This window comes from Candidatus Acididesulfobacter guangdongensis, assembly GCA_004195045.1.
Taxonomy (GTDB): Bacteria; SZUA-79; SZUA-79; order Acidulodesulfobacterales; family Acidulodesulfobacteraceae; genus Acididesulfobacter; species Acididesulfobacter guangdongensis.
In genome coordinates this window covers 252004-267826 of record SGBC01000001.1, presented here as the reverse complement: position 1 = coordinate 267826, position 15823 = coordinate 252004, and the positions used below count along the sequence as shown (strand labels likewise).

Sequence of the window (15823 nt, the reverse complement as noted above, 5' to 3'; positions counted from 1 at the left end):
GCAGGATTAAAGTTAATTATATATATTATATATTACTTAAAAATCTGGTATAATATATTTTTCTGTAAATTAATGAAAAACAAAATAATGAAAAATATAAAAAAATAAGTTAGCTGCAATATAATTACTATATAACAAATAAATAAGTAAAAAGGAGATATAAGTGGAAATAATTAATTTAAATATCGATACAAGACAAAAGAAAGATAATGTGAAAGATTTAAGGAAAAATGGATTTATCCCCGGCATTATATATGGTAAACATTCCAGTCCGGTGTCAATTTCGTTAAATTCCAAAGAATTTTATAAAACATTTGCCAAGACGTCTATTTCATCATTTATTAGCGTTAACAGCGATAAACCGGAAATAAACGGAAAAACCGCAGTAATTAAAGAAATTCAAAAAGACCCCGTTAAAGATAATGTTATACACATTGATTTTCATGAAGTTTCAATGAATGAAAAAATAGAAATAGAAGCTGCATTGAACTTTGTCGGAAAAGCCGAGGGAATTAAAATGGGCGGAATATTAGAACCTCTAATGAGGCATATTGTAATATCCGGATTCCCTAAAGATATAGTATATACCATAAATGTTGATGTGACGGAGCTGCAAGTAGGCGATATACTTCATGCGGGAGACTTAAAAATAGGAGATGGACTTGAACTGATAACCGATCCTGAGACTGCCGTCGTCATGGTCGCCGAGCCGACTGTTGAAGAAGAAACACAAAAAACTGAGGAAGAACAGCCTAAAGCCGCAGAGCAGCCAGCTGCCGCAAAATCTCAGCCGCAGTCAAAAAAAGAATAGAACAAAATAGACGAACAGATTGTACGAAAACATCCGCTATGAAAGCCCATTAATTTATCGATGCGGATAAATATCTAAACGGAGTGCAGCGAAGTTCATTAACTGTTTTTTATTGATGTTTGTTTTATTGTGTAATCCAGATGGAATTTTAAAATAGATTCGGCTAATAAAAGCTTAAATACTGCACAATCGCTGTTGGGAGACTATGACATCAGATATATTTATATTTGGACTTGGGAATCCGGGAATTGAGTATAAGTATACGCGCCATAATTTTGGTTTTATAGCGGTTGATTATTTTGCAGAATCGAATTCTTTTCCTGATTTTGCGCATAAAAAAAATTATGCCGTTTCAAGCAGGACATTTTCAGATTCGGTGGCGGATAATAGAAATGTTTATCTGATAAAACCCTTAACATTTATGAATCTGAGCGGGACAGCCGTAAAAGAAGTATTAAAAAAACATAATATTTTTTGCTTTAAAAATGGAACAAAAGAAAATGGAAATAAATCGACGGACGACGATGATGCCCCTTTAATAATAGTAATTCATGACGACCTTGATTTAAATTACGGCAAAATTAAGATAAAATTCGGCGGAAGCGGAGGATCTCATAACGGTATTATTTCAATAATAAGTTCACTGCAGAGCAAAGAATTCTTAAGATTGAAATTAGGCATTAATTCTGAAATGAGAAATAAATTTAAAACCGGCGCTGATTATGTACTTGGTCGATTTTTAAAAGATGAAATTAAACAAATGCCGGATATTCTTAATATGTTAAGCGATATTTTAATTTCACTGATTAGCGACGGATTGACTAAAACGGCAAATAAGTTCAATTCTATTTTAAAAAATTGATAATATGGGATTAAAATGCGGTATCGTCGGTTTACCGAACGTAGGTAAATCAACCATTTTTAATGCAATAACTTCAGGGAACGCAGAATCAAGCAATTATCCGTTCTGTACAATTGACCCCAATATAGGTATTAAACCCCTGAACGATGAAAGGCTTTTTAAGTTAGCCGATATAGTCGTCGAACCTGATAAAATAACCCCTACGTACGTTGAATTTGTTGATATTGCGGGGCTTGTTAAAGGAGCGTCCTCAGGAGAAGGATTAGGCAACAGGTTTCTTTCGCACGTAAGAACAGTGGATTTGATTATTCAGGTGATAAGAGTATTTAAAGAAGAAACCGTAGTGCACGTTGAAGGAGGCGTTGACCCCGTCAGAGATTTAGAAATAATAAATACTGAACTTGCTCTGAGCGACCTTGAGATAATCGGCAAGCACCTTCAAAAACTTGAAAAAATTGCCAGAAGCGGTGATAAAACTGCCAAGCTGAATCTGGATTTTTTGCAAAGTGTCAGTAAAACCTTATCAGATAACGGAAATCTGAATAGCGAAGATTTTTCAGAAGAAGAAAAAAATTTATTGAAATCTCTTGGAATAATATCTATAAAACCTTTTTTATATGTATTAAACGTTGACGAAGAATTTATCCATCCTGAAAGTTCAAATAAAGAAATTGACGATATATCAAAAATAGCATCTTCAAGAAACATACCGGTTATAAAGTTATGCGCAAGATTAGAAGAAGAACTTTCCAAGCTTGATGACGCCGATAAAAAAGCTTTTCTGTCAGACTTCGGACTTGACAGCTCAGCTTTAGACATTGTTGCTAAAGAGAGTTTCAAGTTATTAGGGTTAATTACATTTTTTACACAGGGAAAACAGGAAGTTAGAGCTTGGGAAATTAAAAACGGCTTTAAAGCTCCGCAGGCTGCAGGAACAATACATTCAGACTTTGAAAAAGGTTTTATCAGAGCTGAGGTTATTTCTTACGATGATTTTATCAAAGCCGGTTCTGAAGCGAATGCCTCAAAGATGGGCGTTTTAAGATTAGAAGGCAAAGATTATGTTGTTAAAGACGGCGATATTATGCACTTCAGATTTAATGTATAATTTTTTAATGTCTAAGTAATTAGAAGCGGTTATAATTAGAATAATTAAAGCAATTGAAGTAATTATATTAATTGGCAGCCGCCGGTTTTTTATTTGAAATAAAGCAAAAATATTCACGCCGCTTAAACGGGAGGAATATTTCACTTAATAATTTTTAAGTAATGAAGTACGGTATTTGCAATACCCTTTCTGACCATCATTATCGCATACGCGGCAAGAAGCAGCGCTGCTATTTTGCCTGCTGCGTTTGACCCTTTTTTTCCAAGTATCTTTATTAAAATGCGCGTGTTTTTTAAAACAAAGTAAACTATCAGAATATTAATAAAAAAAGCGATTGTTACAATGACATACCCGTAAACCCCAACCAATATCAAAAGAGTTGTCAAAACTCCGGGTCCGACTATTAACGGAACTCCGATAGGCACAACGCCTAAATCAGCATTATTTAAAGATTTTTTCAAGCCTTCTTTTTCGGATATCAGATTTTTTATGGATATTATGAAAAGTAAAATTCCTCCTGCTATTTCAAAGTCGTAAATTGAAATACCCATAATTAAGAAAACAAGTTTTCCTAAAAATAAAAAACCTAAACCGACCGTAAACGCGGTGATAAGAGAATTTTTGCGTATATGCTTTTCTTCAACGTCGTCAGAATCCTTGATAAAATCTATATATATAGGCAAGATTCCAAATATATCGATTGCGACAAGAATAGGTATTGAAGCAAGAAAAATGTGATAGACAGACGTTATTATAATAGTTTGCATAATATCTTCCGTATTCCGTTAAAAGCTGCGTTAAAGACCGACGTTAAAAACCGATGTTAAAAGCCGGTATTAAAAGATAGACAGATAAATTGAATAAATAAATTTTATAATGTTGTTTTATTATTTTACATTTGTATCAAAAAATTATATAATATAACAAATTGAAGTTATAAACAATAATTAATAAAAATTATAAATTATTTAAAGCAATAAACAGTATTGCCGATTATTTGCAGGCGGCAAATATTTATTTGACGTTAATGCTGATTTAATCGTTAACAATTTAACTAACCATAAAGTTTATTTAGTCATAAGATTAATTTAATCATAAAGTTAATTTAGTGATATAGTTAATTTAGTCATAAGATTAATTTAGTCATATAGTTAATTTAGTCGTAAGATTAATTTAATCATAAAGTTAATTTAATATAGACACATTAAGACAATTTATACATAATACTTATACATAAATAATAATTACATAATATAATCAGAGGTTAAAATGGAAGACACGAAAAATATAAATAAAGCCATTAAAATTAAAGAAGGGGTCTATTACGTAGGCGCTTTCGATCCTGAACTGAAAGTTTTTGACATAGTTGTTCCCACAAAGCATGGAACGACTTATAATTCATATTTTATTCAGGGCAAAGAAAAATCCGCCCTTATAGATACCGTGAAATTAAATACTAAAGATCAGCTGCTGGAAAAATTAAGCGGTATTACCGATATTTCAAAAATAGACTATATTGTGATAAATCACACTGAACCGGACCACTCGGGCGCTCTTCACAGCATTAAAGAAATAGCTAAAGATGCCACTTTGGTATATTCTAAAAATGCGCATCATTTTGTTCAGCATATTATAAAAACCGACTATAAAAATATAACCGTAGGGGATGGAGATTCTATAGATTTAGGAGGTAAAACCCTTGAATTTGTGAGCGCACCGTTTCTGCACTGGCCCGATACTATGTTTACATATATTAAAGAAGATAAAATTTTGATGCCTTGCGACTTTCTAGGTGCGCATTATTGCGATGAGAAAATGTTTAACGATTTAATAGACGATAAAGAGGCGGCGTTTGGCGCTTTCAAATTTTATTTTGAACATATAATGCGTCCATTTAAAAATTATGCACTCAGCGCAATAGAAAAATTAAAAAATTATGATTTTGAAATAATTGCTCCCTCGCACGGTCCGATACTGAGAGATAATTTGCAAAAATATATAGACTGGTATTACAATAGAAGCATAGATACCAAAAAGGATAAAAGCATAAAAAAAATTGCCGTTGTCTATGCTTCGGCGTACGGAAATACGGAAGAGATGGCAAAACACGTGGTAAAAGGCGCGCAGATAGAATCTTTAACAGAAGTAGTGCTGTGCAATCTCATAAACGACGATATTAATGATGTTGTGGATATAATTGAGAATTCCGACGGCATTATAGTCGGGTCTCCCACGCTTAACGCAAAGCCTCCCAAACCTATTTTTGATATGATAGCGTCTTTAGTTATGCTTAACGTTAAAAACAAAAAAGCCGCCGTGTTCGGCTGTTACGGATGGAGCGGAGAAGCTGTCAAAATGGTAGAAGATATATTAAAAAGTTTGAAATTCGAAGTTTTGCTTGAAGGGCTTAAAGTTCAGATGGTTCCTTTTGAAGAAGATTTGGAAAAATGTGAAAAATTTGGAATGGATTTCGCTTATAAAATTACGGAAGAATAATAGCAAGAAAAAAACAATACAATAATTAACAAATTAACCGAGTAACAAATTAAATAAGTAACTGAGTAACAAATTAAATAAGTAACCGAGTAGCAAATTAAATAAGTAGCAAATTAAATAATTAAATAAAATAAACTAATAAAATAATAAAGCGTTAATTATTTCAAATGGCTGATTTTAATGAAGTTTTAGATAGACCAATCTTATGGCAGGACAATAATTTTAACTGGTTCACGATAATCGACGGAACCGAAACCTTTGTCGGAAGAGGGCGAAACGTTCCGTACCCGTTAGAAGACGATGACTGCTGGACATTGCCGAACGGTAAAACTTTTTTATACAAAAATGGAAAAATAAAACCTATAGAAAATTTAGACCATAATATTAAGATAAAGGAATGTCTTGAAAATTTATATGAAAAATTCGAAGAATCGTTTCTTTATTCCGACCCCTTAGGGTTTGTGCACAAATTTGACAAAAAACGGGATATTGAAATAGCCGGTTTTATTGCTGCAGGATTTGCGTTCGGGAATGTCAGCCAGATACTTAAAATATTAGATAAAATTGATAAAATAGCCGGTCATAACTTTTATGATTTTACGCTGAATTTTAAAATAGAAGACGGTTTTAAACAATTTAAGGGCATTTATTATAGATTTATAAAAGAGAATGATTTTGTCGCGCTGTTTTATATCTTAAGCGAAATTATTAAACAGTACGGTTCTATTGAAAATTTTTTTATGGAAGGATATATTCCTCATGCTTTAAATTTAAAAGAAGCTATTGTAAGTTTTACCGAAAGGGCTTTAAAATTAGCCGATTATGAGAAAATATACGGCTCTCACGGTTCATACGGTTCGCATACGCTAAAACAAAATTCAGCCGATGATAGAACAGAAAATATAACGGAAAAAGCTCCTTTGAGATTTTTCAATAAATTTATGGTTTCGTATTTTTTTACATCACCGGCTGATAATAGTCCATGCAAAAGACTTAATTTATATTTAAGATGGATGGTAAGAAACACCGATAATCTTGATTTTGGCATATGGTCCAAAATATCGCCTTCCCAGTTAATAATGCCGGTAGATACACACATTGCAAGAATATGCAAATATATTGGACTGACCGATCTTAAAAACCCTTCTTTTAAGATGGCTCTTCAGATTACCGAAAATTTGAAAAAATTAGATTATTTTGACCCTATAAAATACGATTTTGCAATAACAAGGCTGGGAATACTTGATCTCTGTACCAAGAGCAAGAAAAAAGATAATTGTGAAAAATGTTCTATTTTTAGTATATGCAAGTTAGATTGACCTAAGTTAAAGAAGAATATACGGGTATTTGCCATTGATGCCGAAAATGAAGTATAATGAAGCTTATTCTCTGCCTTTAGGTATGAGCGTATGTCAAAATCAAATAAAACAACAGGAAAAGAAAATTTATGAAAATTGATAATCGGTTAGTAAATTTGGAACAAAAAAGTTTTAATTCTATTTTTGATAAATTTTTTACAAAAAAATTAAATAACAAATATATAACCGGATTTGTTTTGCTAATTATTTTATTCAGCGCCATTTTCTTTGAAAGCGGCAATGTCTTTGCGCTGACTGCCGCAAAATACGGCGCAAAAATTCTTAATAAAACAATAGTAATAAAAATTAATAAACGTTATCAGCTGACGGAAGATGTCAGCACAGATATTAAAATTTTATCGGAAAGAGGCATTAATAAATATTCTGAAGTAGTAGTTCCATATTCATTAAAATACCAGAGACTAAAATTAATAAACGCATATACGATATTAAAAAAGGTGTTCAGAATAGCGCCGGGCAAACTTGCAATAAATGTCGTATCGCCAAGTTTTGCCGTTAATTATCCGATTTATTCGGATATTAAATATTTTACAATTTCTATGCCGGCGGTCGAAACAGGGGCTATATTGCATTATTCATATCAGCTTACGTCATTTAAACCGCTAATAAAAAACAGTGTTTTTGACACCGTCAACTTCAGCCGTACTATTCCTGTTAAGAATACGTCTTTGGTTGTGTATTATCCTGCAAATATGCGGTTGAATATCTATCTGCATAATATAGCAGCATCTGATTGCACCCGTACGTTTAAAACAGTAAAAAATATAAAATACAGGGTATTACATTTAAAATTTTCAAATTTGCCTGCTTTAAAAAAAGAAAATTACATGCCGTCCCTGCAAAATTACAGAAAATATATTTCTATTTCTTCATTCAGCTCATGGGGAAAACTTTCTTCAAGACTATATGATTTGTTTAATACTGCCGAAACATATAATAAAAACATGGTAAGCTATGTGCATAATATAAATCATAGAGGCGTAAAAAAGAATGCCGGCTACACCAAAGATATTAAAGATGCAGAATATAAAAATTATAGACATGACCATGACAGAGATGCAGCTAAAATCAATGCAGCTAAAATCAATACAGTTAAAATCAATAAAGATTTAAGAAAAATATCCAAATTATATTATAACTTTATAAAATCATTCCAATATACGGGATTAGGCTACGGCATAAACGGTTACAGACCCGTCAGCGCTATAAAAACATTTTCCGACGGCTTCGGGGATTCAAAATCTTTGGCAGTTTTATTTATTGCCCTGCTAAAAATAGAACACATTAAAGCGTATCCTGTCATTGCAACATCGCTCAATACCTCAAATCTCAATAGGCATATTATAAATCCTATGCAATTTGATTCTGTAATAGTAGCGGCAAAAATTGCAGGCAAAACATTTTATATTTTTCCTGATTCTTCTTCGGTGAAAGCATTTAATCTGCCTTTTTCGCTGGCGGGAAGAAAAGCTCTCGAAATAATAGGTCGCGATAAATATAAAATGATCACGCTGCCTGAAGAAAGTTTCATTCAAAATAAAAAGAATTATATATTTAAAGGCAAGATAAACAAAAACGGAAAAATTGACGGCAAAATATCTTATATATATAAAGGCGTTTATGCTAAATTTGAACGTTCTGATTTGAAAAATATGAATGATTATAAAAAATTAATTAAGGCGGGGGATTTTCTATATTCTTTTATTCCCGGCGCTAATATAAAATATTTTAAATATTCTTATATCAAAAATGTCAAAAAAAATATTGTTTTAGCACTAAAATTCAGTGATAAAAATTATATGCAGGGTTCTGGAAACAAGTTTATATTTCATTTACCGCTGCCTATTGATAATTCTTTGATGCATCTTGTTTTGCGGAATAAAAGAATTTATCCGCTCGTTATAGGCTATCCGTTTGAACACGAATCTAAAATCATTATTGATTTACCGGCAAAATTCAGATTATTCTATATGCCGCCCGTGTTAGATGTCAGCAATACGGCAGGCAAAATATTTTCAAAATGTTCTGTTACAGAAAACAGCAAAGGCAATAAAGGCAAGAAGCAATTGCTCTGTACATCAGGATTTATATCTAAATCATCCAGAGTTAAGCAGAAAGATTACGGTAAATACAGGTCATTAATAAGGGAATATTTGCAGTATATCAAAAATTACTATGTAGGGCTGTATAATTAGAGAAAAGATATAAGAAAAGGAGAAAAGATATCTGATTAAAAAAAAGGTGTCTGACGCCTTTTTTTTATAATGTTGCAGGGCAATTCAGTTATATGGATAGTTTCATGTGATATCCTTTTTATTAAATATCACTAATGCTATGATAAATAATAAGATTGAATATGATAGTCCGTAAATAAAACGGTAAAATATAATATCGGCGGGGATGCTTATTTTATAAGAAGTCTCTGCAGAAATATTGAAAATTGAAAAATTCGGCAAAACAGTATATAAAAGATGTACAATAAAAATAGTTATCGGACTTGCATGGTTTTCAATTTTTAATTTACCGTCTGTTATTATCTTGAGCGGCTTAACCAAAGCATTTAACCTGCTTGAAACTTCCCCAATAAATAAGATTATTATTGTGAATATTGAGGCAAGAGCCTTAGAAGTAATTAATGAAAATAAAATAGCTATTATTGCAATAAAACTTGACTCTATGATTATAAAAAAACTCTGAACAAATATAGACTGCGGCATAATTTCTAAACTAATACTGCCAAAATATACAGGTGAGACATATTTCCTCATAATCAGCAGGACTGCATAAAAAATAATCGTCATAATAAAAGTTGACATAATTATAGCCAATATAAGCCCTAATATCCTGCCTCCTAGATAATAACTCCGCTTTATAGGTTTAGTCAAATTTAAGAATATGCTCTTTTTTTCGATATCATCATAAATAATAGACGAACCGATAAAAATACCGATAAAAATATTGAATATTGAGATTGCAAATATTGAAAAATCAACCATAATCCTGCCCTGGTCTATAAAACTTGTCTGCGAAACAAAATAACTGCCTGAAATCAGAATTAGAGCAAAAATTAAAAAAGAATAGAATATCTTTGAATTTTTAATTTCATTAAAAGAATAGAATGCCGAATAGATTATTTTTTTCATATTTTTTGAAAGTGTGTAAAATTATAGGTTTAGTTTATAGTTTTTAGTTTATATGCAGTTTATAGTCTTGTATGCAATTTTTATATTGTTAGATTATTTATAGTTTTAGATTATATAGAATTAAATAGTTTATAGTTTATAGTTTATAGTCTATAGTTTATGGGCATTTTATAGTCCATTTATAGTTTATTGCGCTTCGTTTTTTACTTATTGTTATTGTTATTAATCATTAAGCTGTATAAATAGTTTTCTAAAGGGTTTTTATATTCGAGATTAGAGCTGTCGTCAATTTTTTCATAAAAATTGTTTGCCTCTTTTTCTAAAGAAGACAGTGAATCATTTTTCAGCAGTTTGCCGTTTACCAGCACTGCTATTCTGTCGCAGAGTTCTTTGCTGTCGGCAAGAATATGCGAAGAAAAAAATATAGTTTTCTTTTTTTCTTTGAGGTGCAATATTATATCTTTAAACTCTTTTCTGCCGATAGGGTCTAAACCGGAAAGCGGTTCGTCGAAAATTAATATTTCAGGATCGCCCAAAAGAGCCACGGCGAGAGCAAGCCGCTGCGTCATGCCTTTCGAATATTTATGTATCTGAGTGTTTCTTGCATAGTATATGCCTGTCAAGTTCAGCACTCTTTCCGTGTCGTTATTTCTGTTTTTGATATTTAATATCTTAGAATAATATTTTATTATATCAATCCCTCTGAGACCTCTGGAAAAAGCCGGATTTTCCGGCAAAAAACCTAATCTGTTCCGAGATTTGAAGTCTAATGAATTATACCCGTTAATTTTTATATTTCCTGAAGACGGTTTAATGAGTCCGACTATCATTTTAATGGTTGTAGATTTTCCGGCGCCGTTCGGACCGAAAAAACCTGTTACCTCTCCTTTATTGATAGAAAGAGATAGGTTATCTACGGCATTTTTCTTTATTCCAAAAAAACCCACTCTGAAATATTTAGTTATATTATTAATTTCAATCATTTGAAATAGTTATCCCTATAAAAAATTATTTATTATTTATTAGATGCCTTTTTCGGCAGGAATAATTTTAAACTGTAAGGTATCTTGTATTTTATTTTTTTTGATTTTAAATAAATTTCCCTGTTAATTGCGTCTATCCTGACTTTTATAATATGCCTTATTAATGGATTTTTATTATTTTTATACATTGTTTCAAGAAATAATTTTGCTTTATTGAAATTTTGTGAATTATTGAGAAGTTTTATATATAAAAATTCAAGATATTTAGGACTTCCTTTTGTATTAACCGCAAATTTAAGATAATGCGCGGCTTTAGCATAATTTCCAAGATTATAAAAATAATTAAATGAAATCAGAAACGGAATGTTCCAGTTTGTTCCCATGTGCCTGAGTCCCAATTTCAGTATTTTAATTGCTCTTTTCGGCTTTCCTGCAAGTCCGAGAAGAGTCCCTGATGCCTGATATGCATAATTAAATCTTTTATTAAGCTTTACGGTTATTAACGAAATTTTATACATATACGGATAATGCATATATGCTAATTTATCCGAACTTGCTTCCTGAACAAATAATGTCCAGAAATAGTCTGAAAATAATGTATTAAAATTTAAATCTACAAATTTTATGAATTCCGGTTTTATGGACGAATATTTAAGAAAAGTCAGCAATTTATTATTTGCCTGTTTTTGAGCGTAATTAATTTTTGAAAAAGAAAAGAAAATAGTATAGACAAGAAATAATGAAAATAATAAAAGCATCGATTTTTTTAAAAGATAAAAATAACTTTTCATAATTAACTTATTTTTTTTATTAGTGCCGATATTGACATACCCCTACCATATCTAAAGCAAGGGACTTTGCGGCAATTTACGGTAAAAAATAGCACATTGTTTTACTATGTTTTGCATAAAATATATTATATATTATAATTATAAATGCATCAAAAATCAAATACTTTTTGAGACATACTCTGTTTTTTTAATGCATCTTTAAGGCGTACCCCTTTAAAGCAGGAGCAGTCCACTATCTATTAAAAGTTTCGAGTTTTAACAGCCTGAGATAAAGGCCGATATTTTCTTCTGCAAGCCTATAAGGATTAAATTCGTCTATTATTTTTTTGTAGCAATTATTGCCAAGTTTATTAAGCATCTTTTTATCGTCTATAACATTAAGGATTTTATCGGCAAGCTCTTGAAAATTATCTTTTTCAAACAGGATGCCGGTTAATCTGTTATCTATGATTTCAGGAATTCCTCCTACGTTTGAAGCTATAACAGCTTTTTTACGCATGCAAGATTCTACTATAATTCCGCCCAATCCTTCTAATCCCGAAGGGACTATAATCAAGTCGCTGGCTTCAATATACCGTTCAACATTTTTTTTAAATCCGGTCATTATAATATAATCGCTTAATTTGTTATCCGTTATAAATTCTTCAATATCATTAAATAAATCGCCGTCGCCGACAATCATAAATTTTATATCTTTTCTTTTTTTGATTATAAATCTTGCCGCATTTAAAAAAGTCATGTGTCCTTTTTCATTTGATAGTCTTCCTATAATTGAAACAATTTTCATTTCTTTAGGAATATTTAATTCTTTTTTTACATGATTTTTTATTTCATCTGTTTTATCGCTATATTTATCAGTACAAATACCGACCGTATCTGTTTTGTCTCTATACTTATCCATACCCATTTCCATATTTATATCTTTATCAGCATATTTAATTTTATCTCTATCCATATCTTTATCTGCATATTTACCGGCATTAATAGCTGCGGTATTTGCGGTATCTGCTATATCATCTGCAAATCTGATATCGTATATGACGGTTATCTTGTCCTGATTTATTTTTAGATCGTCAATTAAAATATTTTTAATATATTTTGAAATTGCGATATAATGGTCAGTTAAAAGATGATATATCAGAAAACCTTTTAAAAAGCTTACATTATAGGCAACGTGTCTTGTTAAAATTTTTATTATTTTTCTGCCGGATAAAAAACATGCTATGCCGCCTAGCATATGGTCCCTTGATGAATGAAAAATAACTATATTTATTTTATATTTTATTAAAAATTTTGATATCTTTATAATTGCGGCGATATCGCCGAAATTTTTCATTTTTATTGAAAAGTTTGGAATATTAAGATTATTAAGTTCTTCTTCATAAATTTTATTATTATTATGTATTACATAGAAATTAAAATTATATTTTGAATTTTGACTGCGGGCGCAGCCGTTGTGTTTTGTGCTGCCGCCGCAATTATTATACAAATCGGTTTCTTTCGTCAAATAGGGGTTATTTCTATATGCAGCCGAATTTAAATTTGAATTCTGCCGTGATAATTCCAGCGTTAATTTTATTGCCTTTAAGGTATTTACAGTGCTCTTCTGCGCTCCGCCGTATTTGTCATAACTGTCAATATGCAGTATATTTATAGTTTTTATCTGTTTTTCCTGTTTCATGTGATAGCGTTTAACGGTTTTAGTGTTATATATCGGAAAAGATGTCCGGAAAAGGTGTCAGACACCTTTTCCTTTAAAATCAATATATGAAAATTAGTACATAAATAAAAAATAAAAATAAATAAAATTAATATAAATTTATATCAATATAAATAAAAATAAATTAAATCGATATGGATAAAAATTAATATAAAAATAAACACAGACATGAAAAATAATAATAATTTATCTATTTATATTCATACGCCGTTTTGCAAGTCTAAGTGTAATTATTGCAATTTTTATTCAATAAATCCAGAAAATATTAACGGCGCTGAATTGCAGAAAATATATAATACGCATCGCAGCCCTAACCGCAGCCATAATTATTATCATCATCATGGTCATGATAATAGTCCTGATAATAGCCCAGATAATATCCATTATAATAGTTATAATAATATACATGACATATACTTACAATCTTTAATAAAAGAATTAAAAATTATATCGGAAAAATATAATTTAAACAACAACTTCACGCATAGCAGAATTGTTAAAACTATTTATTTCGGCGGAGGTACGCCGTCCGTTATGAATATTAATTTTTTTGACGAAATAATTAATAATATTTATAAAACATTTGCAGTCTCCGATAATCCTGAAATTACCGTAGAAGTAAATCCTGAAAGCGCCGTCCTCGATAAATTAAAAAGTTTGCGCAGTTTAGGCATAAACCGTTTGTCTATAGGGGCGCAAAGTTTCAACGATAATGTTTTAAAAATAGCAGGCAGGCTGCATTCGTCAGACGATATTTTGCGTTGCGTGAACGACTCAAGAAAATGCGGTTTTAATAATATATCGCTTGATTTAATGCTTGGACTTCCGGGTCAAACGGCAGAAATTTTGCAGAAAGATATAGATTATTTAATATCTATCCGACCGGAACACATATCGGCGTACATTTTAAGCATAGAAAAAGGTTCTAAATTTTATAAAAATTTAAAAAAATTACGTATGCGGTCTGAAGAAAACCGCGAAAATAATGAAAATGAACATAATGGAAATGAACGTAATAAATATGAACATAGTAAAAATGAATATAGTAAAAATGAACATAATGAAAATGAACATAATAAATATGAACATAGCAAAAATGAATATAATGAAAATGAACATAATGAATACAAAGAAAGAAAAGAAGACGAGCTGGCTGATTTTTATATAACAGCCTCGGAAGAATTTAGCAGTAGCGGATATAAACATTATGAAATTTCTAATTTTGCATTAAACGGATTTGAAAGCAAACACAACATAAATTACTGGGAAAGAGGCGAATATATAGGGTTGGGACCTGCAGCCTCTTCATTTATAAAACAGACGGTAAATTGTTCCGTACATAATAATGCCGATAATAACAGCAGCAGCCGTAATATTGACGATAATAGAGGCGATATGGATAATAATAATTATTATTATCGCAGTAATAACAGAGATATTAAAAAATTAGAAATCAGAATAACAAACAAACCGAATCTGATTGAATATATCAATAAAATTTCAAATTTTGAAAAAAAAATACTGCAATCAGAAAACAAAAAAAATAAATTAATAAAATATAAAATTGAAGAGTTCAAGACCGACGAGGAAATTTTAACGAAAAAAAATATAATTAATGAAAAATTTTTTTTATCATTAAGAACGTACAAAGGTATAAATGTCAAAATTATATATAAGTATGCAGACAGAAAGATAATAGACGAACTTATAAAAGCAGGATTTGCAGAAATATACGCAACCGGAGATAGGCTGCATATGCGGCATTATTTGAGATTAACGTTAAAAGGCATGCTTGTATCTTCAGAAATTTTTTCCAAAATTTTGCTTTAAAAAATTTATTATTTTGGTATTATAAATTTTCTTATTGAAAATCGTATATTTTTTGCTTTAAAGACTTTATAATTATAAATTTCATTATAGGTAGAAAATCGTATATTTTTTTTTAAATAAATTTATGATACAATACCATAATTAGAATTAATTAATATTAGCCGCCTATGTTTATGTATAAAATTTGCTATAATTATCCGGCATATTTTATATAACTATCTGATATATTTTGTGTTAATGTGCTCTATTTGATTTTTTACGGAGAGGTGGCCGAGCGGTTGAAGGCGGCGGTCTTGAAAACCGTTGATGGTTAAACATCCGGGGGTTCGAATCCCTCCCTCTCCGCCATTAAATATGTATATAAATGATAAATTAGCGGGATAATCGGTGCATTCTATATTCACTAGGACATAACATAGTACAGCTAAATTATATTAAGATGTATTTAAAATACTTGCCGCTTTGTTGATATTAACAAAAAACCGCTATAATAAATATAATAAAACAGACGAAAAACAGACGATAAGTTAAATTTTATTTAAAATATTTACTGCTTTTATTGATATTAGTAAAAAAAGTGTTATAATATAAATGAAAGTGTTATAATACAAATAATAGATGTTAGATTTAGGCGGCAACAGAATCGGATGATAATTTAAAGCAGCTTGCATCGGTATATTTTATCGATGCAGTTGATATT

General features: G+C 30.6%; 12 protein-coding genes and 1 tRNA gene. 8 read left to right on the top strand and 5 right to left on the bottom strand.

Annotated elements, in window-relative coordinates; genetic code table 11:
- Nucleotides 1–163 precede the first annotated feature (163 nt).
- From EVJ46_01285 to ychF, 3 genes are all read left to right on the top strand, one after another.
- Nucleotides 164–811, top strand: a complete 648-nt coding sequence (locus EVJ46_01285) for a 50S ribosomal protein L25 (GenBank protein RZD16900.1) — start codon at nt 164–166, stop codon at nt 809–811.
- A gap of 205 nt (nt 812–1016) precedes the next feature.
- Nucleotides 1017–1673 (top strand): peptidyl-tRNA hydrolase, encoded by a 657-nt coding sequence (locus EVJ46_01280; GenBank protein ID RZD16899.1) that lies wholly within the window; start codon nt 1017–1019, stop codon nt 1671–1673.
- A gap of 4 nt (nt 1674–1677) precedes the next feature.
- A complete protein-coding gene (ychF, locus tag EVJ46_01275; protein ID RZD16898.1) occupies nt 1678–2781 on the top strand; it encodes a redox-regulated ATPase YchF in 1104 nt (367 codons plus the stop codon).
- Nucleotides 2782–2921: 140 nt separating this feature from the next.
- On the opposite strand, the gene EVJ46_01270 is transcribed toward ychF, so the two are convergent.
- On the bottom strand, nt 2922–3548 hold the full coding sequence (locus tag EVJ46_01270; protein RZD16897.1) for a MarC family protein: 627 nt from the start codon (nt 3546–3548) through the stop codon (nt 2922–2924).
- A 502-nt stretch (nt 3549–4050) separates the two neighbouring features.
- Here EVJ46_01270 and EVJ46_01265 point away from each other — a divergent pair.
- From EVJ46_01265 to EVJ46_01255, 3 genes are all read left to right on the top strand, one after another.
- Nucleotides 4051–5277, top strand: a complete 1227-nt coding sequence (locus tag EVJ46_01265) for an FprA family A-type flavoprotein (GenBank protein RZD16896.1) — start codon at nt 4051–4053, stop codon at nt 5275–5277.
- 167 nt (nt 5278–5444) lie between these two features.
- Nucleotides 5445–6596, top strand: a complete 1152-nt coding sequence (locus EVJ46_01260) for a TIGR02757 family protein (protein ID RZD16895.1) — start codon at nt 5445–5447, stop codon at nt 6594–6596.
- Nucleotides 6597–6724: 128 nt separating this feature from the next.
- Nucleotides 6725–8851 (top strand): DUF3857 domain-containing protein, encoded by a 2127-nt coding sequence (locus EVJ46_01255; GenBank protein RZD16894.1) that lies wholly within the window; start codon nt 6725–6727, stop codon nt 8849–8851.
- A 102-nt stretch (nt 8852–8953) separates the two neighbouring features.
- Here the strand turns inward: EVJ46_01255 and EVJ46_01250 are convergent, their stop codons facing one another.
- The 4 genes from EVJ46_01250 to EVJ46_01235 form a co-directional block, all read right to left on the bottom strand.
- Nucleotides 8954–9799 (bottom strand): hypothetical protein, encoded by an 846-nt coding sequence (locus tag EVJ46_01250; GenBank protein ID RZD16893.1) that lies wholly within the window; start codon nt 9797–9799, stop codon nt 8954–8956.
- A gap of 203 nt (nt 9800–10002) precedes the next feature.
- A complete protein-coding gene (locus EVJ46_01245) occupies nt 10003–10782 on the bottom strand; it encodes an ABC transporter ATP-binding protein (protein RZD16892.1) in 780 nt (259 codons plus the stop codon).
- 32 nt (nt 10783–10814) lie between these two features.
- Complete coding sequence (locus tag EVJ46_01240; protein ID RZD16891.1) at nt 10815–11573, bottom strand: hypothetical protein; 759 nt, start codon at nt 11571–11573, stop codon at nt 10815–10817.
- A gap of 232 nt (nt 11574–11805) precedes the next feature.
- Entirely contained in the window at nt 11806–13254 is a 1449-nt protein-coding gene (locus tag EVJ46_01235; protein RZD16890.1) for a glycosyltransferase family 1 protein, read from the bottom strand.
- A gap of 207 nt (nt 13255–13461) precedes the next feature.
- Here EVJ46_01235 and EVJ46_01230 point away from each other — a divergent pair, with 207 nt between their 5' ends.
- Nucleotides 13462–15123, top strand: coding sequence for a coproporphyrinogen III oxidase family protein (locus tag EVJ46_01230; protein ID RZD16889.1), 1662 nt, complete (start codon nt 13462–13464; stop codon nt 15121–15123).
- 260 nt (nt 15124–15383) lie between these two features.
- Nucleotides 15384–15471: transfer RNA gene (locus EVJ46_01225), tRNA-Ser, on the top strand.
- The last annotated feature ends 352 nt before the right edge of the window (nt 15472–15823 follow it).

What these genes read in the sequence shown, in the direction of transcription:
- EVJ46_01280 (RZD16899.1), top strand. Translation starts at nt 1,017, where the DNA reads ATGACATCAGATATATTTATATTTGGACTTGGGAATCCGGGAATTGAG.
- ychF (RZD16898.1), top strand. Translation starts at nt 1,678, where the DNA reads ATGGGATTAAAATGCGGTATCGTCGGTTTACCGAACGTAGGTAAATCA.
- EVJ46_01270 (RZD16897.1), bottom strand. Translation starts at nt 3,548, where the DNA reads ATGCAAACTATTATAATAACGTCTGTCTATCACATTTTTCTTGCTTCA.
- EVJ46_01265 (RZD16896.1), top strand. Translation starts at nt 4,051, where the DNA reads ATGGAAGACACGAAAAATATAAATAAAGCCATTAAAATTAAAGAAGGG.
- EVJ46_01260 (RZD16895.1), top strand. Translation starts at nt 5,445, where the DNA reads ATGGCTGATTTTAATGAAGTTTTAGATAGACCAATCTTATGGCAGGAC.
- EVJ46_01255 (RZD16894.1), top strand. Translation starts at nt 6,725, where the DNA reads ATGAAAATTGATAATCGGTTAGTAAATTTGGAACAAAAAAGTTTTAAT.
- EVJ46_01250 (RZD16893.1), bottom strand. Translation starts at nt 9,799, where the DNA reads ATGAAAAAAATAATCTATTCGGCATTCTATTCTTTTAATGAAATTAAA.
- EVJ46_01245 (RZD16892.1), bottom strand. Translation starts at nt 10,782, where the DNA reads ATGATTGAAATTAATAATATAACTAAATATTTCAGAGTGGGTTTTTTT.
- EVJ46_01240 (RZD16891.1), bottom strand. Translation starts at nt 11,573, where the DNA reads ATGAAAAGTTATTTTTATCTTTTAAAAAAATCGATGCTTTTATTATTT.
- EVJ46_01235 (RZD16890.1), bottom strand. Translation starts at nt 13,254, where the DNA reads ATGAAACAGGAAAAACAGATAAAAACTATAAATATACTGCATATTGAC.
- EVJ46_01230 (RZD16889.1), top strand. Translation starts at nt 13,462, where the DNA reads ATGAAAAATAATAATAATTTATCTATTTATATTCATACGCCGTTTTGC.